The sequence below is a fragment of the Xenorhabdus bharatensis genome (assembly GCF_037996705.1).
Taxonomy (GTDB): domain Bacteria; phylum Pseudomonadota; class Gammaproteobacteria; order Enterobacterales; family Enterobacteriaceae; genus Xenorhabdus; species Xenorhabdus bharatensis.
In genome coordinates this window covers 182,929-208,757 of the sequence record NZ_JBBMXG010000001.1, presented here as the reverse complement: position 1 = coordinate 208,757, position 25,829 = coordinate 182,929, and the positions used below count along the sequence as shown (strand labels likewise).

Annotated in this window: 19 protein-coding genes; 14 read left to right on the top strand and 5 right to left on the bottom strand. The window is 45.3% G+C overall.

Annotation, left to right across the window (positions count from 1 at the left end; genetic code table 11):
- The first annotated feature begins 48 nt into the window (after positions 1 to 48).
- On the top strand, positions 49 to 1,473 hold the full coding sequence (locus AAC855_RS00910) for an amino acid permease (RefSeq protein ID WP_340607777.1): 1,425 nt from the start codon (positions 49 to 51) through the stop codon (positions 1,471 to 1,473).
- 147 nt (positions 1,474 to 1,620) lie between these two features.
- On the opposite strand, the gene AAC855_RS00905 is transcribed toward AAC855_RS00910, so the two are convergent.
- Positions 1,621 to 2,286 (bottom strand): ArsR/SmtB family transcription factor, encoded by a 666-nt coding sequence (locus tag AAC855_RS00905; RefSeq protein ID WP_340607776.1) that lies wholly within the window; start codon positions 2,284 to 2,286, stop codon positions 1,621 to 1,623.
- Positions 2,287 to 2,448: 162 nt separating this feature from the next.
- Between AAC855_RS00905 and AAC855_RS00900 the strand changes: the two genes are divergently transcribed.
- Complete coding sequence (locus AAC855_RS00900; protein WP_340607775.1) at positions 2,449 to 3,852, top strand: MFS transporter; 1,404 nt, start codon at positions 2,449 to 2,451, stop codon at positions 3,850 to 3,852.
- 125 nt (positions 3,853 to 3,977) lie between these two features.
- Here the strand turns inward: AAC855_RS00900 and pta are convergent, their stop codons facing one another.
- The gene (gene pta, locus AAC855_RS00895) at positions 3,978 to 6,122 is read right to left on the bottom strand and encodes a phosphate acetyltransferase (RefSeq protein WP_340607774.1); all 2,145 of its coding nucleotides are present in this window, start codon (positions 6,120 to 6,122) and stop codon (positions 3,978 to 3,980) included.
- Between the two features lie 77 nt (positions 6,123 to 6,199).
- Positions 6,200 to 7,402 carry an acetate kinase gene (gene ackA / locus AAC855_RS00890; RefSeq protein WP_086956170.1) on the bottom strand — a complete coding sequence of 401 codons (1,203 nt, stop codon included), beginning with the start codon at positions 7,400 to 7,402 and terminating at the stop codon, positions 6,200 to 6,202.
- Between the two features lie 263 nt (positions 7,403 to 7,665).
- Here ackA and yfbV point away from each other — a divergent pair, with 263 nt between their 5' ends.
- The 4 genes from yfbV (at position 7,666) to AAC855_RS00870 (ending at position 12,539) form a co-directional block, all read left to right on the top strand.
- A complete protein-coding gene (gene yfbV, locus AAC855_RS00885) occupies positions 7,666 to 8,121 on the top strand; it encodes a terminus macrodomain insulation protein YfbV (protein ID WP_340607911.1) in 456 nt (151 codons plus the stop codon).
- Between the two features lie 698 nt (positions 8,122 to 8,819).
- The gene (locus AAC855_RS00880) at positions 8,820 to 9,461 is read left to right on the top strand and encodes a hypothetical protein (RefSeq protein WP_340607773.1); all 642 of its coding nucleotides are present in this window, start codon (positions 8,820 to 8,822) and stop codon (positions 9,459 to 9,461) included.
- A gap of 461 nt (positions 9,462 to 9,922) precedes the next feature.
- Positions 9,923 to 10,597: a sugar phosphatase gene (locus tag AAC855_RS00875; protein ID WP_340607772.1), complete on the top strand. Its 675-nt coding sequence runs from the start codon at positions 9,923 to 9,925 to the stop codon at positions 10,595 to 10,597.
- 112 nt (positions 10,598 to 10,709) lie between these two features.
- Positions 10,710 to 12,539: an SLC13 family permease gene (locus AAC855_RS00870; RefSeq protein WP_340607771.1), complete on the top strand. Its 1,830-nt coding sequence runs from the start codon at positions 10,710 to 10,712 to the stop codon at positions 12,537 to 12,539.
- Positions 12,540 to 12,637: 98 nt separating this feature from the next.
- Here AAC855_RS00870 and yfbR read toward each other — a convergent pair whose 3' ends face one another.
- Both yfbR and AAC855_RS00860 read right to left on the bottom strand, forming a co-directional pair.
- Positions 12,638 to 13,219: a 5'-deoxynucleotidase gene (yfbR, locus tag AAC855_RS00865; RefSeq protein ID WP_099123736.1), complete on the bottom strand. Its 582-nt coding sequence runs from the start codon at positions 13,217 to 13,219 to the stop codon at positions 12,638 to 12,640.
- A gap of 138 nt (positions 13,220 to 13,357) precedes the next feature.
- Complete coding sequence (locus tag AAC855_RS00860; protein WP_340607770.1) at positions 13,358 to 14,575, bottom strand: pyridoxal phosphate-dependent aminotransferase; 1,218 nt, start codon at positions 14,573 to 14,575, stop codon at positions 13,358 to 13,360.
- Positions 14,576 to 15,375: 800 nt separating this feature from the next.
- Here AAC855_RS00860 and hexA point away from each other — a divergent pair.
- The 8 genes from hexA (at position 15,376) to nuoH (ending at position 25,816) form a co-directional block, all read left to right on the top strand.
- A complete protein-coding gene (hexA, locus tag AAC855_RS00855; protein ID WP_340607769.1) occupies positions 15,376 to 16,350 on the top strand; it encodes a transcriptional regulator HexA in 975 nt (324 codons plus the stop codon).
- 709 nt (positions 16,351 to 17,059) lie between these two features.
- Positions 17,060 to 17,548, top strand: coding sequence for an NADH-quinone oxidoreductase subunit A (locus AAC855_RS00850; RefSeq protein WP_340607768.1), 489 nt, complete (start codon positions 17,060 to 17,062; stop codon positions 17,546 to 17,548).
- 15 nt (positions 17,549 to 17,563) lie between these two features.
- Positions 17,564 to 18,238, top strand: a complete 675-nt coding sequence (locus AAC855_RS00845) for a NuoB/complex I 20 kDa subunit family protein (protein WP_099108389.1) — start codon at positions 17,564 to 17,566, stop codon at positions 18,236 to 18,238.
- Between the two features lie 113 nt (positions 18,239 to 18,351).
- Positions 18,352 to 20,151, top strand: a complete 1,800-nt coding sequence (gene nuoC / locus AAC855_RS00840) for an NADH-quinone oxidoreductase subunit C/D (protein ID WP_340607767.1) — start codon at positions 18,352 to 18,354, stop codon at positions 20,149 to 20,151.
- 2 nt (positions 20,152 to 20,153) lie between these two features.
- On the top strand, positions 20,154 to 20,699 hold the full coding sequence (gene nuoE / locus AAC855_RS00835; protein WP_340607766.1) for an NADH-quinone oxidoreductase subunit NuoE: 546 nt from the start codon (positions 20,154 to 20,156) through the stop codon (positions 20,697 to 20,699).
- On the top strand, positions 20,696 to 22,060 hold the full coding sequence (nuoF, locus tag AAC855_RS00830) for an NADH-quinone oxidoreductase subunit NuoF (RefSeq protein WP_099121153.1): 1,365 nt from the start codon (positions 20,696 to 20,698) through the stop codon (positions 22,058 to 22,060). Before nuoE ends, nuoF begins: the two co-directional genes overlap by 4 nt.
- A 55-nt stretch (positions 22,061 to 22,115) precedes the next feature.
- On the top strand, positions 22,116 to 24,839 hold the full coding sequence (nuoG, locus tag AAC855_RS00825) for an NADH-quinone oxidoreductase subunit NuoG (RefSeq protein ID WP_340607765.1): 2,724 nt from the start codon (positions 22,116 to 22,118) through the stop codon (positions 24,837 to 24,839).
- On the top strand, positions 24,839 to 25,816 hold the full coding sequence (gene nuoH / locus AAC855_RS00820; RefSeq protein WP_340607764.1) for an NADH-quinone oxidoreductase subunit NuoH: 978 nt from the start codon (positions 24,839 to 24,841) through the stop codon (positions 25,814 to 25,816). The genes nuoG and nuoH overlap by 1 nt, the downstream gene beginning before the upstream one ends.
- The last annotated feature ends 13 nt before the right edge of the window (positions 25,817 to 25,829 follow it).

The following is a 25,829-nucleotide window of genomic DNA, read 5'->3' as shown; positions in this document are numbered from 1 at the left end:
AAGACGAAGTGTATACCCATTATAAAAAGAAAACCCCGGAGGTTATTGATGACGAATACGGTAAAAACATCTGCGGAGCAATCCGCAGGTGCGCAGAAACTCCACCGTGGATTAGGAAAACGTCATGTCCAGTTGATTGCCATTGGCGGTGCTATCGGGACTGGCCTATTCATGGGAACAGGAAAAACCATCGCTGTATCAGGTACCTCTATCATTCTGACTTACCTACTGATCGGCTTTTTTGCCTTTATGGTGATGCGGGCGATGGGAGAGTTACTGCTCTCCAAATTGGATTACCGTACCTTTGCTGATTTTGTCGCTGACTATCTTGGGGAAAAAGCCAGTTATTTTCTCGGTTGGACATATTGGATGAGCTGGGTAGTGAGCTGTATTGCGGATGTCGTGGTCTGTGGTGGCTATATTCAGTATTGGTTTCCTGATATTTCCCTCTGGTTTACCGCGTTGTTCATTCTTGGGTTAATGTGTTTATGCAACTTTTTTTCAGTCCGCTTGTTCGGTGAGACAGAATTCTGGTTTGCCATGATTAAGGTTGTGGCAATAGTTGCACTGATTATTGTTGGCGTGGGTATGGTGGCTGTTGGTTGGACATCACCCAATGGGGTCACGGCTTCTGTTCGCCATCTGACTAACCCGGAAGTCTTTCTGCCTAATGGCGTATTTGGTTTTTTTGCTGGTTTTCAGATTGCGATTTTCTCTTTTACCGGCATTGAACTCGTGGGAACTGTTACCGCTGAGACGAAAGAGCCGGAGAAGATTTTACCGAAATCCATTAACAGTATTCCGATTCGCGTTATTATCTTTTATGTGTTTTCCATGATGTGCATTATTGCTGTAACTTCATGGCCTCACATCTCTCCGGAAGTCAGCCCGTTCGTTACACTATTTGCACTGGCGGGATTACCGGCTGCCGCCGCAGTGATTAATTTTGTGGCGCTGACATCGGCAATGTCTTCAGCAAACAGCGGATTATATGCCTGTACCCGGATGTTATATGGCCTGTCTACTGAAAAATTGGCTCATGGTTGGTTCGGGCGGCTTTCAGTAAGTAGTGCAATTCCTGTTTTCAGCCTGATATTTTCGGTTGTTTGCATGGCAAGTGGTGTACTTCTGTTGTTTATCGTTCCCGATGTGATGAAGTTATTTACCATTGTTTCTACTGTAGCCGCCATCATGGTTGTTTATAGCTGGTGTATGATATTGCTTGCTTATCTGGCTTACCGTAAAAAACGCCCTGACTTACATGAGAAGTCCATCTATAAAATGCCGATGGGCATTCCGATGACATGGTGTACTCTGATATTTTTCGCTTTTACCGTGGTTATCATGATCTTTGATTACGATACGCGTATTGCCTTATATGGCACACCAATCTGGTTTATTATCCTTGAAGTTTTATGGCGTATACGGCAAAAACGGCAGCAGCCAAGAAGGGTTATAGATTCAGTTGATTAATTGATAATGTTGAGGGTTTATTGAGCCAAAAGAGCAGGTTAAATACGGTTATAGCGCTCGGCATTATCTTACGTTTAATAGCTAGCCAGATGACTTTTTTCAGCGAGTCATCTGACAGGAATATCTATAAGGCCGGGTAAATGTGAGTCAGCGTTCTAACGCCTCCACCCGCAAACCTGCTGCCCGCCATCCCGGAAAACCTTCTCCGACTCGCAGCGCTTTAAATCCTTCCGACCGCAGTAATGAAACAGCCTGAACAGAGAGTACGCAGTATCGTCCGCCACAGTAAGCAAGAATATCCTGATTACGTGGTAACTCATCAAGGTGGTGTTCAAGGGTTTCTGTTGGTATGTTAATGGCTCCCGGAATATGCCCTGCGGCGTAATCCTCTTCTGAGCGGACATCCAGCAATAGTACACCGTCTTCTTGCCTGCTGAGCAATTCTTCAATAGAAATACCTTCGAAGTGCTCCGGATAACGAATGCTGTCAGAAACGACACGCTGGATCTCAGTTTGTTGATAGGCAAGATAGTCCCGTAAAGCAACAAGTATGTTTGCTACCGGTCCATCGCCGATCCTGTACAGCACATGCTTGCCTTCACGACGGGTCTGAACGAATCCGGTACGTCGCAATTGCTGTAAATGTTGTGAAGTATTGGTAATGGATAGCCCGGATATTTCTGCTAAATATTCCACTGAACTTTCACGCCTAAATACGGCTTCAAGCAGGGTTAGTCGATGTGAGTGCCCGAGCGTTTTAGCAAAATCAGCCATTTCATTAATAGCATGAGCAGTAGGATCAACTGTTTTCATAAGCAACCGTTTCAGATAACAAGAAGTTCGAATATCGAGATGTGCAATATAAATAGCATAATTAATTCATCTTCACCATTTATCCATTAATTGTTGGAATGATAAATTAATGACCTGATCGCAAAATGAGCAGCTCCATGTATAAAACTGATGAGGTAATTTATGAGTTCTAATATTGCCCCTTCTTGGGGAGAACTACTTTCCGGCCGCAACGGCCTGATCTCAATTGCACTCGCAGGCGGCGTCGCATTACATGCAATCAATATCTATATTGCTACAACAATCCTGCCATCGGTTGTCCGGGATATTGGCGGGCTTGAGTATTATGCATGGAATACGACTCTGTTCATGGTTGCATCAATTATCGGTGCGCCATTGTCTAAAAATGTGCTGAGTCGTTTCGGGCCTCGCGCTGCTTACCTTGTGGCGCTTGTCGTTTTCTGTATAGGAACGCTGATATGTGCAGTGGCAACAGATATGCAGTGGATGCTGGTTGGGCGTTTTATACAGGGTTTTGGTGGCGGGATTTTATTTGCCCTCAGCTACGCACTCATTCGTATCGTATTTGATGAACGATTATGGCCCCGAGCGATGGCGATGGTGTCTGGTATGTGGGGTATTGCGACACTTTGTGGCCCGGCCATCGGTGGGATTTTTGCGCACGGGGATACATGGCGTCTCGCATTTATTGCTCTTTTACCTGTTGCTGCCGTCCTTGCAGTGATTGTGATTGTTCAGTTGGCGATTTATCAAAAATCTGTGGTGCAGACAGAGCGGGCTGCAATTGGCAAGATCCTGCTACTTGGGGTATCAGTGCTTATTATTTCGGTTGCAAGTCTGTCAAAGTTAGTTTTTATCAATATTTCCGGTGTCATTATTGGACTTGCGATTGTGGTATTGATTGCCCGTTTTGATCGTAAAGCGAAAATTAAACTGTTGCCGACAGGTGCTTATGATATTCGTGCTCCTCTTGGCGCTATTTATGCCTGTATGAGCCTGCTTGTCATCGGTATGACAACTGAGATATTCGTACCTTATTTTTTGCAGGTCATTCATGGCTATCGCCCATTAATCGCGGGTTATGCGACTGCATTAATGGCGGCAGGCTGGACGCTTGGTTCATTGTTCAGTTCCGGACGTAGCACACAGATTGCACAGATGTTGGTTCGGCGTGGCCCCATTCTGGTTGTAATTGCGCTTATCATGCTGGCAGTCATTATGCCATCGCAATCCCTGTTCAGCCCGGCTTCCGGTTTTATATTGATGTGCGTTGCACTTGCTGCGGTTGGTATCGGTATTGGTGCTGCCTGGCCGCATATGCTCACACAAGTATTGACGAGTGCGCCTGCCGGTCAGGAAGATCTGGCATCGACCTCGATTACAACCGTGCAATTGTACGCGACCGCAATCGGCTCCGCACTTGCGGGTATTGTGGCAAACATTGCCGGGTTCTCTGAACCGGGCGGCTTAGCCGGTGCTCAAAGTGCCGCAGTGTGGCTATTTGCGGTCTTTGCGATAGCTCCGGTACTGGCTGCGTTTGTTGTACGCCGTGTACGTATTGTGTGAAAGATTAAATGAGGTGAAATGACTTTTCTGACAGAGGGGATAGCCGTAGCAAAATAACACATGGCATTATTTAAATATAATCCCGGCAATTAGCCGGGATTATAGAACAGAAAATGACGTAAAGATTACGCGTTTTCTTGCTGAGTAGCCTGAATAGCCGTCAGTGCAACGGTATAAACGATGTCATCAACCAGTGCGCCACGGGACAGATCGTTAACTGGTTTACGCATACCTTGCAGCATTGGCCCGATAGAGACCAGATCCGCAGAGCGTTGTACCGCTTTATAAGTGGTGTTACCGGTGTTCAGATCCGGGAAGATGAACACGGTAGCCTGACCCGCAACTGGTGAGTTTGGTGCTTTGGATTTCGCTACGTCTGCCATGATAGCCGCATCGTACTGCAATGGGCCGTCAATGATCAGATCAGGGCGTTTTTCCTGCGCCAGACGGGTTGCTTCGCGAACTTTCTCAACGTCGCTGCCCGCACCAGAGTTACCGGTGGAGTAGGAGATCATGGCAACGCGAGGATCGATACCAAATGCTTTCGCAGAGTCTGCGGACTGAATGGCGATTTCAGACAGTTGTTCTGCGGTTGGATCCGGGTTGATTGCACAGTCACCGTAAACCAGTACTTGTTCTGGCAGCAGCATAAAGAACACGGAAGAAACCAGAGAGCTGTTTGGCGCGGTTTTGATTAACTGCAATGGCGGACGGATGGTGTTTGCGGTTGTATGAACTGCACCGGAAACCAGACCATCAACTTCGTTTTGTTCCAGCATCATGGTACCGAGAACAACGTTGTCTTCCAGTTGCTCGCGAGCGACAACTTCAGTCATGCCTTTATTTTTACGCAGTTCAACCAAACGTGGAACATAACGCTCACGTACAGCCGCCGGGTTAACGATTTCAATACCCGCACCCAGTTCAACACCCTGAGCCGCTGCAACACGGCGGATTTCTTCTGGGTCACCCAGCAGAACACATTCAGCAATGCCACGCTCAGCACAGATAGCCGCAGCTTTAACGGTACGTGGCTCATCACCTTCTGGCAGAACAACACGTTTACCAGCCTGACGCGCCAGTTCAGTTAACTGGTAGCGGAATGCTGGCGGTGACAGGCGGTTCGGACGTTCAGAAGTGGCTGCCAGAGAATCGATCCATTCGTTGCTGATATGCTGCGCAACGTAGTTTTGCAGTTTCTCAATACGCTCGTGGTCATCCGCAGGAACTTCCAGACTGAAACTTTGCAGGTTCAGGGAAGTCTGCCAAGTGTTCGTGTTCACGGTGAAAACTGGCAGGCCAGTATTGAATGCACGCTCACACAGTTCACGAATAGAATCATCAATTTTGTAGCCGCCGGTCAGCAGAACTGCACCAACTTCAATGCCGTTCATCGCTGCCAGACATGCAGTGATCAGAACGTCAGGGCGGTCTGCGGAAGTCACCAACAGGGAACCCGGACGGAAGTACTCCAGCATGTTAGGGATGCTGCGAGCACAGAAAGTCACAGATTTGATACGACGGGTCTGGATAGCACCTTCGTTAACGATCTCTGCTTTCAAGTGTTTTGCCATGTCAATCGCACGGGTTGCGATCAGATCGAAACTCCATGGGATGCAGCCGAGAATTGGCAGCGGGCTGTTTTTGAACACGGTTGCCGGATCGATATTGGCAATAGTTGCTTTTGTTGCTTCGTCGAAGATTTCAGACAGGTCAGGACGGGTACGGCCTTGATCATCAACCGGTGCATTCAGCTTATTGACAATAACACCGATGATATTTTTGTTCTTGTTGCCACCGTATTCTGCACGGCTCAGCTCAATCTGTTCTTTTAATTGCTCTGGAGTGTGAGTACCCAGTGCAGTAACGAACACGATTTCTGCATTCAGTGTTTTGGCAATTTCATAGTTCAGAGACTGGGCAAACGGATGTTTACGAGTCGGAACCAGACCTTCGATCAGAACCACTTCAGCGTCTTTGGTGTTAGCGTGGTAGTTAGCCACGATTTCTTCCATCAACACATCTTTTTTATTGGTAGCCAGCAGGGATTCCACATGAGACATCGCCAGCGGTTCAGCAGCGTGAATGCTGGTATGGGAACGGATGATCGTTGTGGTTCTGTCTTGGGAGCCGCTGTTACGTGGCTGGGCGATAGGTTTGAAGACACTCAGGCGAACGCCTTTTTGCTCCATGGAGCGGATTACACCTAGGCTGACACTGGTTAAACCAACGCTGGTGCCAGTAGGGATCAACATAATTGTACGGGACACGGAAACCTCTTTAACGGTTGCTGGTCATTCAAGCAATAACCGCCAGCATGACTGGCGGCTACCGGAAATCATATTACTTATGCAGTCAGGCGAGCTGAATCCTGAGCGATCACCAGTTCTTCATTGGTTGGGATCACCAGAGCAGGACGGCTGTTGTCAGTTGTGATCACACCATCTTTACCGAAACGTGCTGCAAGGTTGCGCTCGTGATCGTACTCGAAGCCCAGCAGCGCAATTTTCTTCAGGGTCAGTTCACGAACCAGTGCAGAGTTCTCACCGATACCGCCAGTAAATACGATTGCATCCAGACGGCCTTCCATCAGTGCGCTGTAAGCACCAATGTATTTAGCCAGACGGTGGCAGTAAACATCCATTGCGCGCTTAGCGTCAGCTTTGGTTTCGTAGTTGTCTTCAACGTAACGGCAGTCGCTGGTCACTTCAGTCAGACCCAGTAAGCCAGACTCTTTGGTCAGCAGCGTGTTGATCTGGTCAATGCTCATGCCCATAGCATCGTGCAGGTGGAATACGATAGCCGGATCGATGTCACCACTACGAGTACCCATGACCAGACCTTCCAGTGGAGTCAGACCCATTGACGTGTCAACACACTGACCGTTAACAATCGCAGAAACAGAACCGCCGTTGCCCAGATGGCAAATGATGGTATTCAGTTCTTCAGCGGGTTTGTTCAGCATTTTTGCTGCTTCGCGGGAAACGAAGAAGTGGCTGGTGCCGTGTGCGCCGTAACGACGGATTCCGTGCTCTTTATACAGGTTGTATGGCAGCGCGTACAGGTAAGCTTCTTCAGGCATAGTCTGGTGGAAAGCAGTATCGAATACGGCAATGTTTTTCTCAACCAGATGAGGGAATGCTTTTTTCGCTTCAGCGATACCGATCAGGTGTGCAGGGTTGTGCAATGGTGCGAATGGGATCGCAGCTTCGATACCTTCGATAACTTCATCAGTGATGATGACAGAAGAAGTGAATTTTTCACCGCCGTGAACGATACGATGACCGATGGCTGAAATTTGTGCAGAAAGTTCTGGCTTTTCAGACAGAATAGTATTAACAATGAAGTTCAGCGCTTCACTGTGTGCTGCGCCGGCACCTAGAGCAGCTTCGTTTTTCGCGCCATCAATTTTCCATTTGATACGAGCTTCAGGCAGACCGAAACACTCAGCCAAACCAGAAAGATATTCTTCACCATTAGCAGGATCGATGATAGCGAATTTCAGAGAGGAGCTACCGCAGTTAAGAACCAGTACCAGCTTACTTGACATGGAATTACCTATTATCTTGTTGTGATCTAATCTTAAATAAGAAAAATGTTAAAAAAGAAGCAATTTGTTAACAAACGGAACCAAAGTGTTGCGAAAACAGGCGGGCTTTCTGTTTTGTAGCTGCAACCATACAAAAGTGCGTGTAGGATACCGTTTGCCAGCAGTAAAGACAAAATATACTTAATGCTATTAATACTACAAAAAAGATTTTATCTTTTGTAGGTATTTTTTAAAAACTATACCTTTAATTGATTGAGGTCATGATGAATACGATGCCGCCTACCAACCCTGGTTGGTTCAAAAAAGTCCAGCTGGGGCAACAATATCTGAAGACGTGGCCACTGGAAAAACAGCTTGCTCCTGTGTTTCCTGAAAATCGCATCATTAAAGCGACCCGCTTTGGCATCCGTTTCATGCCGCCGTTGGCGATTTTTACCCTGACATGGCAAATCGCATTGGGCGGGCAACTAGGGCCATCTATCGCAACTGCTCTGTTTGCCTGTAGTTTGCCATTGCAAGGACTCTGGTGGTTAGGAAAACGCGCGGCGACTCCTTTACCGGAAAGCTTGCTGAAATGGTTTTACGAAATTCGTGAAAAATTTGCCGAAGCAGGGATTGCAATGATGCCTGTCGAAAATACACCGACCTACTTATCACTGGCTGAACTGCTGAAACGTGCGTTCAAACAGTTGGATAATTCATTTCTTGATGATATTTAAACCATCAGTGTTGGGTTCTGACAGTTGTTGTACCGGTTGACTGATAAATTTTCCATCCAATAAATTTAATACGATTTTAGATAGGTTTTTCATAGCCAGAAAAATCTATCTTATACCAATGCAACTTCAGCATGCGTGTTATATCTCGCCGCAACGCGGGGAGATATAAGGACTCGTCTCATATTTTCTGTTGCAACTTGAAGTTTATCGAGTATATCCCTGAGTTTTAATTGATGAGTGGTTATTTGATTTTTGTAGATGATAAATATTGATTGTGCTGCATAAATAAATGTAATCGCATTTACCTGTGTATGTTGTTATTTTGTTAAAGGGTTTATTATAAATTTGTAATGCTGATTAACATTTATTAATGGTTTTTGTGGAGGTTTTAATCCGATTTTTATTCTCCGTGTTTCATATTTTCAGCAAAAAAGAAATCGTGAAGAATAAAAATAGTGACGATAATAATGGTAAGTAATTTAAATTTAAGTGGTTGTTATTTTTGTTTTAGTGCTCACTTAATGTTTTTAATTAAAATATGATTATTTAAAATAATGTCTGTGTAAATAATAAAAATTTAGTTAGGTTTCCATCAGGGAAGGAATGTGCTGAACTTATTTTCGATAGTGGTATTGAGACTTGTTCTGTAAAACTAATTTCATAAAATTCTTGTTTCATATTAACGTGAGGGAATTGTTATGATGAAATTATATTCTATGCTTTTTTTTATTATAGTATCATTGTTTCAATATGCTAATGCGACTGAAGTGATCAAAGGGGATTTTGATCGTTTTGAAAACTTTACTTTAAAATTTAAAAATAACTCTTCAGATAGAACGTTAACGATAGATAACGTAGAGCCGAAATGCATGTTCGGAGAAGATAAACAACCTATTACTTTGAAAGCTGGCGATAAACATAATGAGAGTTTTAGCGATAGTAATTCAGGTGATTGTATATCTAAGAATAAATCTATAGAGTGGAATATATCGTCTGATTATGGGGGTTCTTGTTCTATTGAGTTGGATCATTACTATAATCATGATATTGGTTGGTATGTTTATTTTCATAAAAAGAGTGAGTGTGCTAATTTTAATTTGAGTGCTACATGTAATGAATCAAATTGTTTAGGTAATACCGTTATTTTTTATCCTGACTCTGACCCAAGTAATCTTGTTGTAAGCATTAATGATGTTAGTGAACCACCTACTGAAGTAGGGAGTGGTTGTCATCATACCAGCGGCATTATGTGTTGCTGTAGTTTTGAGGTTAATGGCTATACCCATATTGAGATGAGAACAAAATCTGAGGGAGAGATATGTGCTTGTCCCCGTCTTTAGTTATATATCTCTATTCTGATTAGGAATAATCATTATAAGTGCAGTGGTGGAGATTATTAACAGAATAAGAAGATACGGCTGTAGTATTAATACTATAGCCGTATAGTTGTTTCTATCCGGTTAACAGACAAATTGACATAATGCAAATGCTCAGCTTGTTGTTTATTGGGCGTTATAGTCAGTTTGTGATCTTTATTGTTATATACACTTCGTCTTTCAAGTTGCCTCTTTGTTGGCTACGCTCGTTCACCCCTGTCACCGTTTTTATAAACATACGGTTATCTATGCTCCGGGGATTCACCCCCTTGCTGCCGCGACGCATCTTGAAATCCATTGTGTATAGAAAAAAGTGTGGCGTACAATTATCAGTTATTTAATGTTTTATTTTTTACCTTAATAATATGAGCAGTCTGTTGTTAAACTATGCTTAATTTAGATAAATGTATTTAAAGGAGTTGGGTTTGGAGCTGAAATGTAGAGGTTTTTTATTTGATTTGGATGGTACGCTGATCGATTCACTGCCTGCCGTTGAACGAGCATGGATTAAGTTTGCTGATAAGCTGGGTATTGATCACGATGAAGTGCTGAACTATGTGCATGGCACACCCGCATTATTATCAATACGCCATTTTATGCCTGATGCCACAGAAGAAGAGATTATCAGTACTTTTAAGTGGATTGAAAAAATTGAAACAGAAGATATGGAAGGTATTACAGCCTTGCCCGGTGCTATTGCCCTGATTGATAAACTGAATGCGCTGGAGATCCCTTGGGCCATTGTCACATCAGGAACAATCCCGCTTGCTTCTGCCCGCCATAAAGAAGCTGAATTACCAGAGCCAGCCCATTGGGTGACTGCTGAGTCGGTCAAAAACGGTAAACCAAATCCCGAGCCTTATTTGCTGGGAGCACAAAAATTAGGGTTGTTGCCGGAAGAGTGTGTGGTTTTTGAAGATGCGGTAGCCGGTATTCATGCCGGATTAGATGCAGGCTGTCAGGTTGTGGTTGTTCATGATGCACCGGGAATTCCCCGCCGTGACGAAACTCATATGACTGTCACCAATCTGGAAGATATCGAAATTGTTAAATCCGGCGGATATGTAACAATTTATCAAATGAATCAGATAGATTGTTGATCTGAGCCGAAGAATTATTCATATAAAACAGGTTTAATGCATCCAGTATAGGTTCTTGTTGATAATCCCCGGCCTGCCTGCAAGTAGGCCGTCTTTTCTGATAGAGGCTGTATTGAATACTGAACTGTTGTGGGTATTGACCCTGTTATTAGTCGCGATTGTCCTTTTTACAACGAATAAAGTCAGAATGGATGTCGTGGCTTTGTTAGTTATTACTGCTTTTGTCCTGAGTGGTACGCTTTCCTTAAATGAAGCGACTATCGGTTTCAGCGATCCTAACGTTTTATTGATTGCAGCGTTGTTTGTCATTGGTGAAGGGCTGGTGAGAACGGGTGTAGCCTATCAGATGGGAGACTGGCTGGTTAGGGTGGCGGGTAACAGTGAAACGAAAATGCTGGCTTTACTGATGTTATCCGTTGCCGGACTGGGGGCTTTCATGAGTTCCACGGGGGTTGTCGCTATTTTTATTCCGGTCGTTTTAAGTGTGGCGGCCAGAATGCAGACTTCATCCGGGCGGTTAATGATGCCATTAGGGTTTGCCGGCCTTATCAGTGGCATGATGACGCTGGTTGCAACACCACCGAATATGGTGGTGAATAGCGAACTGGTACGTGAAGGGTTGCAAGGTTTTGGTTTCTTTTCCATTACACCCATCGGGATTTTAGTTTTACTGGCGGGCATTATTTATATGTTACTTGTCCGCCGTTGGCTGGGAAGCAAAACACCGGCAAGACCTGATGAGCGCTATCATCGTTCATTTCGTGATCTCATCCGTGATTATAAATTATCAGGGCGCGCCCGACGTCTTGCTGTCCGGCAGAGTTCACCATTAATAGGCCATACTCTGGATGAATTGGGGTTACGTGCACGTTATGGGGCGAACGTGATTGGTATTGAACGTTGGAGAAAGTTTCGCCGGGTTATGGTTGCTGCAACCGGCGAGACAGAACTGCGTCAACAGGATGTATTATTGGTGGATATGTCCGACAGTGATATAGATTTACGTCAATTCTGTAGTGAGCAGCAGTTAGAACCCATGATATTACGCGGTGAATATTTTTCTGATCAATCCCGCGAAGTCGGTATGGCAGAAATATCTGTGATCCCTGAATCGGATTTATTGGGGCAATCACTGCGTAGTATGAAGTTCCGTACTCGTTATGGACTAAATGTGGTAGGTATTCGGCGTGGTGGTAAGGCTCTGGTTGGTAAGTTGTTTGATGAGCCTTTGCTGTTGGGCGATACTTTGCTGGTCATCGGTGACTGGAAGCTGGTACGTGAGCTGAGAACCAAAGCCCCTGATTTTATTATGCTGAATTTACCGGTTGAAGTAGAAAGTGCTGCACCAGCCGCATCTCAGGCTCCTCATGCCCTGTTTTGTTTAGCGTTAATGGTGGCAATGATGCTGACCAACGAAATTCCGAATTTTATTGCCGCTTTGATCGCCTGTCTACTGATGGGGCAGTTTCGCTGCATTGATATGGAGAGTGCTTATCGTGCCATTCATTGGCCAAGTATTATCCTGATTGTCGGTATGATGCCATTTGCACTGGCGTTACAAAAAACCGGCGGGATTGATTTGATTGTCAGTGGATTAATGGATATTGCCGGTAATATGGGCCCACGAGCTATGTTGGTTTGTTTATTTATTCTGTGCGCGGTGATTGGGCTATTTATTTCCAATACAGCAACCGCAGTATTAATGGCACCGATTGCTATTGCCGCAGCCAAACAAATGGCAGTATCTCCTCTTCCTTTTGCAATGATTATTGGAGTCGCGGCTTCGGCAGCATTTATGACGCCGGTTTCTTCACCGGTTAATACGCTGATATTGGGGCCGGGTGGATATCGTTTTGCCGATTTCCTGAAATTGGGAGTGCCTTTTACATTAGTTGTATTAGCCATTAGTGTGGCTGTTGTGCCTGTTCTTTTTCCTTTCTAATTATTTTTGTTGGTTAAGTATCTTTAAATAGACTGAATAGATATCGGGCAGCTTAATAAGAATCTTAAGCTGCCCGATTTTTGCCTATTTAGCTGTTTTTATAGGCTAATTTCATCAAGAGAAAGGCTGAAACTCGGAACAAATACGGTGATGAAATAATCCATTTCCTGACTGTGGCGTTTTTCTAATGTTTTTTCTAACCTGATTTTGGCCTGATTGAATTCAGAATTACCCGCGGATAATTCTTCCAGACATTTTAAATAAGCGCATATTGCATCAGCTTGTTTAATAATATGAGTTTCTTCTTCATTATGATATTGATCATCTAAAATAAAACGAAAATCATTTTGTAATTCAATCGGTAACATATCTAATAATTTATGTTGGGCGATTTTTTCTATTTTTTTATATTCATGAGCAATTTGAGGGTTGTAGTATTTTATTGGGGTTGGCAAATCCCCGGTAATAACTTCACTGGCATCATGATACATTGCTAATATTGCAATGCGTTCTGCGTTGATATTCCCATTAAATTTACGGTTTTTTATTATTGCCAGGGCATGTGCAACAAAAGCAACCTGTAAACTATGTTCTGAAACATTTTCTGTGCGTACGTTACGCATAAGAGGCCAGCGATTAATCAATTTAAGGCGGGATAATTGGGCGAAAAAATGGCTCATAATCTTCTCTTACAATGAAACAGGGTGATTATGATTGTGGGCGTTAGTCAGGCGGAAGTAAATCCGTTAGCCTTCAAGTTGCAGCTTTATTCGCTGCAACCTGAAGGGGATGGGATATATAACTTACTTATTTTTATATTATTTTTGCCGGTAATTGCCAAGGAAGCGGGCAAATTTTTCAATGGCTATTTGCAGGTCTGCGGTATGTGGCAATGTGACAATACGGAAGTGATCCGGTTCTGGCCAGTTAAAAGCCGTTCCCTGAACTAATAATACTTTTTCCTGTAACAAGAGATCCAAAACCATTTTCTGGTCATCATAAATATTGAAACGTTTTGTATCAATTTTAGGGAACATATAGAGAGCCCCCATCGGTTTCACACAGGAAACACCGGGGATCTGATTGATTAATTCCCAGGCATGGTTGCGCTGCTCATAGAGGCGTCCGCCCGGAAGAATGAATTCGCTGATGCTTTGATAACCACCGAGTGCGGTTTGAATTGCATGCTGCATCGGTACATTAGCGCAAAGGCGCATAGATGCCAGCATTTCCAGTCCCTCGATATAACCTTTTGCCTGTTTTTTCGGGCCGTTCAGCACCATCCATCCCTGACGGAAACCGGCAACACGGTAGGTTTTTGACAGGCCATTAAAAGTGACGGTAAAAAGATCCGGTGCCAGTGCAGCGATCGAATGATGTTGGGCTTCATCGTACAGGATTTTGTCGTAAATCTCGTCCGCGAAAATAATCAGGTTATGCTGGCGGGCAATTTCCACGATTTCCAGCAGGAGTTCTTTACTATATACCGCGCCAGTCGGGTTATTCGGGTTAATGATGACGATACCACGGGTACGGGGGGTAATTTTACGGCGGATATCATCTAAATCAGGGAACCAGCCTTGTTGTTCATCACATAAATAATGGACAGTTTTACCACTGGAGAGAGAGACGGCAGCAGTCCAGAGCGGGTAGTCAGGAGCCGGAACCAGCATTTCATCGCCCGTATTGAGCAAGGCCTGCATAGACTGAACAATAAGTTCAGAAACACCGTTACCGATAAAGATATCTTCAACGGTAACATCCAGCATATTCCGCGCCTGATAATGTTGCATGATCGCTTTACGCGCTGAATACAGGCCTTTCGAATCAGAATAGCCCTGAGCAGTTGGCAGATTGCGGATAACATCAACTAAAATTTCATCAGGTGCTTCGAAACCAAATGGTGCCGGATTACCAATATTTAATTTCAGTACCTTATTCCCTTCCTCTTCAAGCCGTTTGGCTTCTTTAAGGGCGTTACCTCGGATGTCATAGCAGACATTATCTAATTTGCTGGATTTATTAATGGAAAACATAGGGTGCCTTAACCTTTTTCTTGGCAGAAGTGGAACTTATCCGGCTTACAAAAAATCTAATGTTCAATGTACTCCTCTCTGTCAATCTTTTGAAGAGCTCATGATATCTTTGGTTAAAACGGTTGTTTTAAAGTCTAATGCATAATGCTGCTATCTGAAAACATGAGTTTAGTCAGTTTATGCTTTCAGTTGTTTTGAATATGTCGGAATTTAATTCTGTATAATGGGGTGTTTTTAGTTGGCGAACTGTAGAAAGATAAGGAATGATGCTGATTTTTAGCCTAAACCATAAAGGCAAGCTGAATTGTCAATAAAAGTAAGATAATTTGTATAATGTATTCTTATAATTTATCTTTGCCGACATAAAATTAATTAAGGTTTTTATCTAAGATACTTCGAGAATCTTTTTGAATTTTTACCCGTAACATTTTCATGACTTTTCAATAAAAGTATTAATTCATTAAAAATACTAATATTGTTTGCTGTGGTTAAGTTTTGCGAATTAAAGTTATGTTATTCTTTGAAGCAAGTCAGAAAAAGACTATTTGTACTGGAAATTGGTGGTTATGTAAGGTAAATAGGTTTTTACTTGGCCATTAATTCAGTGATTGCATAAATTTTGTTAAGAAAGGAGAAAATAAAACCCATGATGATATAAGTAGTAAAAAAATGCAGTAAACCTTTGCCCTCTTTAATAGAGTAGAGTAGTGTCAGAATTGGTATTATTTTATTTGATACTGCTGAAGTAAAAACACCAGGTTAGTTAGTAATTAAAATCAAAAAAAAGTGATGAATAAACAATGATAAATGCAAATCGTCAGATAATAAACCTCGATCTCGATCTGCTAAGGACTTTCGTTGCCGTTGCTGACTTAAATACGTTTGCAGCAGCAGCAGCAGCAGTTTGTAGAACGCAATCGGCTGTTAGTCAGCAAATGCAACGTTTGGAACATTTAGTGGGGAGAGAATTATTCGCTCGCCACGGACGTAATAAGCTCCTTACCGAGCACGGGCTTCAACTTCTTGGTTACGCACGCCAAATTCTGCGTGCTAATGACGATGCTACAGCATCATTGACATATAATGATGCAGACGGTGAACTCAGGATAGGAGCGTCTGACGACACAGTCGATACTCTGCTTCCTTTCCTGTTAAACCGCATTGCTTCTGTCTATCCGCGTATTGCTGTTGATGTACGTATTAAACGTAGTCAATTCATTGAAAGTATGCTGGATAACCATGAAATTGATTTAGCATTAACCACAGCAAAAATTAATCATCATCCTAGTACTGTACTTCGTTCTTCACCCGTATTGTGGCACTGTGCGCCTGACTTCCAGTTACAGATGAATGAGCCGGTTCCCCTGGTTGTGATGGACGAAACGAACACTTTCCGTCAAATCGCACTTGATACTCTTGATATGAGTGGTATTCCGTGGCGTATTGCCTATGAAGCTGCATCCTTGTCCGCTGTTCGCTCTGCTGTCAATGCAGAGGTTGGTATTACTGCCCGTCCTTTGGAAATGCAGAATGCTGACTTAAGAATTCTGGGTGAGAGTGAAGGGCTGCCGCGTTTGCCAGAAATACAATTCTTCTTGTATCGAAACAGTAATGAACAAAATGAATCCGTTCTGACAGTTTTTGATGCTATAGAAAATAAGAAAACACCTTATACCGTGACATCCATTGAATCAGATGAAACAGATGATATTGATGAATCTGATGACTCTCTTGAATCCATTGAAGAATCCTCAGTCGAAAATATAAACGAGTAATATTACGTGTGTTTTATAGGCTAATATTTCCATTTTATTTGTGGAAATATTAGCCTGTTCTTAAATATATATTAATAACCTTTTCCTGTTTCCATTCTAATTGCTGATATTTACTGTCAGAAATATCCCTTATTAATTTTATTATCCTTTCTAATTTTAGTTAATGTAATGTTTCTTTGTTAACAACTTTCATTTTTTAAACTGATAAAATAGATCTATTTTCAGAAATAGTTGCGTAATTAAACTCAAATTGTTTCTTTTAGAAACAGTCCATTAATGGTTGAATGAAATCTGTTCTGTTGTTGAATGTTTTTCAATGAAACTGTGCACTTGATCATAAAAATACTCCCCCCTGCACAGTGGAAAGACAGGTTTTTCCTGAGATAATAGTGTAGTAAAGTCGAGTTATCGGTTAGACTAGTCATAGTGTGTTGTTAGTTTTTTGTCCTACTGACACGTTTTAGCGATACACAAGCACAATTCGTTAATTAAAGGTTTGTGCTTTGTAAAATAAATTAGTAAGCATATTTGTCGTAACTGACAAAATTGTTGAGAGGAATAAAAACCAAGATGATCCATGCCGTTCAAGCAATTGATTAGCACTGTTTCAGATTTGGTTGTTATCCCTTCCCATGAATCGATGTGGTGCAACACTGCCGGTTAAAAGAGCAGACACTTTGACACCACTTTTGATGAGTAAGCAACGAGTATGTCTACATCTACTGGAGTTTTGGCCCATAACTGGGCATTTGCGATTTTCCTGATAGGTGCTCTTGGGTTGGCTGCGTTCATGTTACTGGGAGCGTACTTTCTTGGGGGCAGAGCAAAAGCCAGAGCAAAACACGTCCCTTATGAATCGGGTATCGATTCTGTCGGCAGTGCCCGTCTTCGTCTGTCGGCGAAATTTTATCTGGTTGCCATGTTTTTTGTCATCTTCGATGTTGAAGCCCTTTACTTATACGCGTGGTCAGTCTCTATCAAAGAGAGTGGCTGGCTGGGCTTTGCCGAAGCAAGTATTTTCATTTTGGTCTTATTAGCAGGCTTGGTTTATCTGGCTCGTATCGGCGCGCTGAACTGGACACCCGCACGTTCAAGACGTCAGGTTAGTCATTCCAGTGCTGATGTGCATACCGCTAATATCAGCACCAATAATGCTAATACCACCAATGTTAATACCAACAACAGTCAAATGCAGTAATAGCGAGGCATAAAGATGGATTATACGCTCACCCGCATAGATCCGAACGGTGAGAATGACCGTTACCCCCTGCAAAAGCAGGAGCTTGTCAGCGATCCTCTGGAGCAGCACGTCCACCGTAGTGTCTATATGGGTAAATTAGAACATGCTCTGCATGACATGGTGAACTGGGGAAGAAAGAATTCCCTGTGGCCTTATAACTTCGGCCTTTCCTGTTGTTATGTCGAAATGGTGACTTCTTTTACCGCAGTTCATGACGTTGCCCGTTTCGGCGCTGAAGTACTGCGGGCATCTCCCCGTCAGGCTGATTTCATGGTTATCTCAGGTACATGCTTTGTCAAGATGGCACCTGTGATCCAGCGTTTATATGACCAGATGCTGGAGCCTAAGTGGGTTATTTCGATGGGAGCCTGTGCAAACTCAGGCGGGATGTACGATATTTATTCTGTCGTGCAGGGAGTTGATAAGTTTATTCCCGTCGATGTCTACATTCCCGGCTGTCCACCGCGTCCTGAAGCCTATATGCAGGCACTGCTGTTATTGCAGGAGTCTATTGGCAAAGAGCGCCGCCCGCTGTCATGGGTCGTTGGTGATCAGGGGGTTTACCGCGCAAATATGCAATCAGAAAGAGAACGGAAGCGTGGTGAACGTATCGCAGTGAAAAATCTGCGTACCCCAGATGAGATTTAAGGCTTTTAGCCGCTATTTTAAGGCTTTTTAGCCATAAAAATAACCAGAGCAATGTCGTAACTCAAGATTATGTTGCGATCACATTAAACCCTGATCAAGCGTTGTGGTGAAGAATGATGACAGATCAGATAGCGCAAGAAAGCGTACGGCCTGCTTGGGAAACCAGAGATCACCTTGATGATCCGGTCGTAGGTGAGCTTAATCGCCAATTCGGCCCTGATACGTTTACTGTCCAGCCTACCCGTACTGGTATGCCGGTTGTCTGGATTAAGCGGGAACGGTTAACGGAAGTAATCACGTTCCTGAGAAAGTTGCCCAAACCTTATGTCATGCTGTTTGATTTGCATGGTGTTGATGAGCGTCAGCGTTCTCACCGGGAAGGTCTGCCAGCGGCGGATTTTTCGGTGTTTTATCACCTGCTTTCCATCGAGCGCAACCGTGACATTATGTTGAAAGTTGCACTTGATGAGAGAGACCTGAATATCCCGACTATCACGTCAATTTTCCCGAATGCCAATTGGTACGAACGTGAAACGTGGGAAATGTTCGGCATTACATTTAATGGTCATCCGAATTTACGTCGTATCCTGATGCCACCCACTTGGGAAGGCCATCCGTTGCGTAAAGAGTATTCAGCTCGCGCCACGGAATTTGATCCTTTCATGCTGACCAAACAGAAAGAAGATCTGGAAATGGAAGCCCTGACTTTCAAACCAGAAGAGTGGGGCATGAAACGGGGAACCGAAAATGAGGATTTCATGTTCCTTAACCTCGGGCCAAACCACCCGTCAGCGCATGGTGCATTCCGCATCATTCTTCAGCTTGATGGTGAGGAGATCGTTGATTGTGTCCCTGATATCGGCTACCACCACCGCGGTGCGGAAAAAATGGGTGAGCGTCAGTCATGGCACAGTTACATTCCTTATACCGACCGGATTGAATATCTGGGGGGATGTGTTAACGAAATGCCTTATGTACTTGCGGTTGAAAAACTGGCGGGTATTGAGGTGCCTGAACGTGTGAAAACGATCCGCGTCATGCTGTCTGAACTGTTCCGCATCAACAGCCATCTGCTTTATATCAGTACCTTCATTCAGGACGTTGGTGCGATGAGCCCCGTGTTCTTCGCCTTTACCGACCGCCAGAAGGTTTACGATGTTGTTGAAGCCATTACCGGGTTCCGTATGCATCCGGCCTGGTTCCGTATCGGTGGTGTTGCGCATGACCTGCCGCGTGGTTGGGATAAACTGCTGCGTGACTTATTGAACTGGTTGCCGAAACGTTTGAACTCTTATGTCAAGGCGGCACTGAAAAACAGTGTTCTGAAAGGGCGCTCTGTTGGTGTCGCTGCTTACAATGCTAAGCAGGCATTGGACTGGGGCGTGACAGGCGCGGGTCTGCGTGCAACCGGCATTGAGTTTGATGTGCGTAAATGGCGTCCTTACTCGGGCTATGAAAACTTCGATTTTGAAGTACCGGTTGGTTACAACGGCGATTGTTATGACCGCGTGATGCTGAAAGTGGAAGAGATCCGTCAGAGTATGCGCATCCTTGAGCAGTGTCTGAAACATATGCCGGAAGGCCCGTTCAAGGCTGATCATCCACTGACTACGCCGCCGCCAAGAGAGCGCACTCTGCAACATATCGAAACCATGATTAACCACTTCCTGCAAGTGTCATGGGGGCCGGTCATGCCAGCCAATGAATCATTCCAGATGATTGAGGCGACTAAGGGTATCAACAGCTACTACCTGACCAGCGATGGTAGCACCATGAGTTACCGTACCCGTATCCGCACACCGAGTTTCGCACATTTACAACAGATCCCTTCGGTGATCCGCGGCAGTCTGGTTTCCGACCTGATCGTTTATCTGGGTAGTATCGATTTTGTTATGTCTGATGTGGATCGCTAACAATGCAAAGTGAATTTAACGCAAACAAGCAGGCACGCCTTGATGTGGTCAACGTGACAGACGCTCAGATACCGGATGAGTTTGTACTGAGTGCCGGGGAACGTGATGCTATCGAGCAGGAAAAACACCACTACGAAGATCCGCGTGCAGCGTCAATCGAAGCACTGAAAATTGTACAGAAGCAGCGTGGTTGGGTGCCGGATGGTGCAATTTCGGCCATTGCAGAAGTATTAGGTATTCCCGCCAGTGATGTGGAAGGCGTGGCGACATTCTACAGCCAGATTTACCGTCAGCCGGTAGGCCGCCACATCATTCGTTACTGTGACAGTGTTGTTTGTCACATTACGGGCTTTCAGGGGGTTCAGGCGGCAATTGAAAAGCATCTGAATATCCGGCCGGGGCAAACCACGACTGATGGTCGTTTCACATTACTGCCAACCTGTTGTCTGGGTAACTGTGATAAGGGACCGACCATGATGATTGATGATGACACTCATAGTTATGTGAAACCCGAAGAAATTGAAAAATTGCTGGAGCAGTATCAATGACAACGCATTCAGGAGTGAAAGAAATTATCCGCACAGCGGAAGCTCATCCCCTGACTTGGCGGTTGCGTGATGATCAACAACCTGTCTGGCTGGATGAATACCGTAGCAAAAATGGTTACAAGGGAGCCGAAAGAGCGCTGAAGGGCATGGCTCCTGATGAAATTACCACACTGGTGAAAGATGCTGGCCTGAAAGGGCGCGGTGGAGCGGGCTTTTCCACGGGGTTGAAGTGGAGCCTGATGCCGAAAGATGAAAGCATGAACATTCGCTATCTGTTGTGTAATGCCGATGAAATGGAGCCGGGAACGTATAAAGACCGTCTTCTGATGGAGCAATTGCCGCATTTGCTGGTGGAAGGCATGCTGATAAGTGCCTTCGCGCTGAAAGCATATCGCGGTTATATCTTCCTGCGCGGTGAATATGTTGAAGCCGCTGTTCATCTGCGTAAAGCCATTGAAGAAGCGAAAGCAGCAGGGTTACTTGGCAAAAATATTCTGGGCAGTGGTTTTGATTTTGAACTGTTTGTGCATACCGGCGCGGGACGTTATATCTGTGGTGAAGAAACTGCACTGATTAACTCCCTTGAAGGGCGCCGTGCCAATCCTCGTTCCAAGCCACCATTCCCGGCAACCGCAGGCGTCTGGGGAAAACCCACCTGTGTCAATAACGTAGAAACCCTGTGTAATGTGCCGGCAATTCTTGAACACGGTAAAGAGTGGTACATCGGTTTAAGTGAAGGCAAAAGTAAAGATGCCGGCACTAAACTGATGGGGTTCTCCGGTCGGGTTAAAAATCCGGGCTTATGGGAACTGCCATTTGGCACCACTGCCCGCGAAATTCTCGAAGATTACGCTGGTGGTATGCGTGACGGGCTTAAATTTAAAGCCTGGCAGCCGGGGGGGGCAGGAACCGACTTTCTGACCGAAGAACATCTTGATCTGCCGATGGATTTCGAACACATCGCCAAAGCCGGAAGTCGTTTAGGCACCGCGCTTGCAATGGCGGTTGATCATGAGATCAACATGGTTTCCCTGACCCGTAATCTTGAAGAATTTTTCGCCCGTGAATCCTGTGGCTGGTGTACACCATGCCGTGATGGTCTGCCCTGGAGTGTCAAAATTCTCCGTGCCATTGAAGAGGGAAAAGGCCAGCCCGGTGATATCGAAACACTGGAACAGCTCTGCCGTTTCCTCGGCCCCGGCAAAACTTTCTGTGCTCATGCTCCCGGTGCCGTAGAACCTTTGCAAAGTGCAATCAAGTACTTCCGCGAAGAATTTGAGGCGGGGATTGTCACCAGAGATTACGGGAATACCAGCCTGATTGCAGGCATCCAGCCAAACCTGCTTAAGCAGCGTTGGTAGAGAAGAATTTTTGATTAACGCCTGCCACGGCAGGCCATTGGGAAGCATGCTGACTATGGCTACGATACATGTAGACGGCAAAAATTATGATGTAAACGGGGCTGATAACCTGTTACAAGCCTGCCTCTCACTGGGGCTTGATATACCTTATTTTTGCTGGCATCCAGCGCTGGGAAGCGTTGGCGCTTGCCGCCAGTGTGCGGTTAAGCAATATCAGAACGCGGAAGATACACGTGGTCGTCTGGTGATGTCCTGTATGACGCCGGCCTCAGATGGTACGTATATCTCCATTAATGATGAAGAAGCAAAACAGTTCCGCGCAAGTGTGGTGGAATGGCTGATGACTAACCATCCTCATGACTGTCCTGTCTGTGAAGAAGGTGGTAACTGCCATTTGCAGGATATGACGGTGATGACGGGGCATTCATTCCGTAAGTACCGTTTTACCAAACGCACACACAAGAATCAGGAACTGGGTCCATTTATTGCTCATGAAATGAACCGTTGTATCGCCTGTTACCGTTGTGTCCGCTACTACAAAGATTATGCGGATGGCACGGATTTGGGTGTTTATGGCGCACATGACAATATCTACTTTGGCCGCCCTGAAGATGGCACACTGGAAAGTGAATTTTCCGGTAACTTAGTCGAAGTTTGCCCGACAGGGGTATTTACCGATAAAACGCACTCTGAACGTTATAACCGCAAATGGGATATGCAGTTTGCACCGAGTATCTGCCAGCAGTGCAGTATCGGCTGTAACACCAGCCCCGGAGAACGTTACGGAGAATTGCGCCGGATTGAAAACCGTTATAACGGCACGGTTAACCACTATTTCATGTGTGACCGCGGTCGTTTTGGTTATGGTTATGTCAATCGTGATGACCGCCCTCGCCAGCCACAACAACTTCGTGGTGATCAGTGGATCTCACTGAATGCCGTGCAGGTGATGCAGGGTGGAGCAGATATTCTGCGTCAGGCGAAAAACGCGATTGGTATCGGTTCGCCGCGCGCCAGTATCGAAAGTAACTTTGCACTGCGTGAGTTAGTGGGTGCGGAGAATTTCTATAGCGGCATTTCAGCAGAAGAGCAGCACCGCCTTGACATGATGTTGGAAATTCTGCAACAGGGCGGGGTTTATACGCCATCTCTGCGGGAGATCGAAGAGTACGACGCTGTGCTAGTGTTGGGTGAAGATTTGACACAAACAGGTGCCCGCATGGCGCTGTCGGTACGTCAGGCTGTTAAAGGCAAAGCCCGTGAAATGGCCGCAGCTCAAAAAGTCGCGGACTGGCAAATTGCAGCAGTGATGAATATTGGTCAACATGCCAAATACCCGCTGTTCCTGACCAGTGTTGATGATACCCGTCTGGATGATATCGCAGCATGGAATTATCGTGCCCCTGTTGATGATCAGGCCCGGTTCGGTTTTGCCGTGGCACATGCCCTGAATAGTATTGCTCCTGCTGTCAATGATCTGCCGGATGAATTGAAAGCGAAAGTAGAAATCGTTGCTCAGGCACTGCGTGGAGCGAAGAAACCACTGATTATCAGTGGCAGTAATGCAGGCAGTGATACCCTGATTCAGGCTGCTGCTAATATTGCATGGGCACTGAAAGACAGCGGAGCCAATGTCGGTCTTTCCTATGTCGCAGCCTATGCGAACAGCCTTGGTTTGGCGATGATGGAGGCGCAGTCGCTGGATGTTGCTTTACAGCGTATTGCTAAAGGCGATTCAGACACGGTTATCGTAATGGAAAACGATCTCTACCGTCATGCTCCGGCTGATAAAATCGACAATGCACTGGATAGCCTGAAAAACCTGATCGTCGTTGACCATCAGCATACCGCCATTATGGATAAAGCCCATCTGATCCTCTCTGCTTCCAGTTTTGCAGAAAGCGATGGCACGCTGGTGAATCAGGAAGGTCGAGCACAGCGATACTTCCAAGTATATGAGCCTGCATTCTATGACAAATCCGTTGTCATGCTGGAAAGCTGGCGTTGGATGCATTCTCTGCATACGACCTATACTCAGCGTCAGACGGACTGGACTCAGCTTGACCATGTGATTGACGCTTGTGTCAAAGAAATGCCGCAATTCAAGGGCATCGTCAATGCAGCACCGGATGCCACATTCCGCATCCGAGGTCAAAAACTGGCCCGTTCACCTCATCGTTACAGTGGTCGTACAGCCATGCTTGCCAATGTCAGTGTTCATGAACAGCGCCAGCCGCAAGATATCGATACGGCGTTTGCCTTCTCAATGGAAGGGAATAACAGCCCGTTTGCTGATCGTCAGCAAATCCCGTTTGCATGGGCGCCGGGTTGGAACTCACCACAGGCATGGAATAAATTTCAGGCTGAAGTGGGCGGTAAGCTGCGTTTCGGTGATCCCGGTGTACGCCTGATTGAGACAGTGGATGGTGGTCTGAACTACTTTGACAGCATTCCGGCTGCTTTTAGTGCGCAGGAAAATGAATGGTACATCGCACCTTACTTCCACCTGTTTGGTAGTGAGGAGTTATCCCAGCGGGCGGATGTCATTCAGGAGCGCATGCCTGAGCCGTATGTCATGATGAACCGTCAGGATGCTGAACATCTTAATGTGAAAGAAGGTTCCATGATGGAATTTGATTGTGCGGGGCAGCAATTACGCTTAGTGGTGCGCTTAAGCAGCAATCTTGCTCAGGGTCAGATTGGCCTGCCATTGGGAATGCCGGGTATTCCGCCGGTTCTGGCAGGCAGAGCAGTCAATAACTTACGGGAGGTTGCATAATGAACTGGCTTACTCCCGAATTGATTGACATTTTGATTTCTGTTCTTAAAGCGGTTGTCATTCTGCTGGTTGTGGTTGTCTGCGGAGCGTTCATGAGTTTCGGCGAACGCCGTATTCTTGGTCTGTTCCAGAATCGCTATGGGCCAAACCGCGTAGGGTGGGGCGGCTCATTACAGCTTGTCGCTGACATGATCAAAATGTTCTTCAAAGAAGACTGGGCACCACGCTTCTCAGACCGGATGATCTTTACTCTGGCTCCTATCGTTGGTTTCTGCTCCCTGTTACTGGCTTTTGCCATTGTACCGGTCAGCCCGACATGGATGGCGGCAGATCTGAACATCGGTATCCTGTTTTTCATGATGATGGCGGGTCTGGCTGTTTATGCGGTGTTGTTTGCCGGATGGTCGAGTAACAACAAATACTCGCTGTTAGGCGCAATGCGGGCATCAGCGCAGACACTGAGTTATGAAGTTTTCATTGGTCTGTCCATGATGGGAGTTGTCGCACAGGCCGGCTCTTTCAATATGGTGGAGATTGTGAACTCCCAGCAGCATCTGTGGAATATTATCCCGCAGTTCTTTGGCTTCCTGACGTTTGCCATTGCGGCGGTTGCAGTATGTCACCGTCACCCCTTTGACCAACCGGAAGCAGAGCAGGAGCTGGCAGATGGCTACCATATTGAATATTCCGGCATGAAATTCGGGATGTTCTTTGTCGGTGAATATATCGGTATTGTGATGGTGTCTGCTTTAATCGTCACACTCTTCTTTGGTGGCTGGCATGGGCCTTTCCTGCCTCCATTCGTCTGGTTTGCGCTGAAAACAGCATTTTTCATGATGATGTTTATTCTGATCCGTGCTGCGTTACCGCGTCCGCGCTATGACCAGGTGATGTCATTCGGCTGGAAAATTTGCTTGCCGTTAACCTTACTCAACCTGCTGGCGACTGCCGCAGTGATTTTGTACAACGCTCAATAAAGGGGTGATTAAA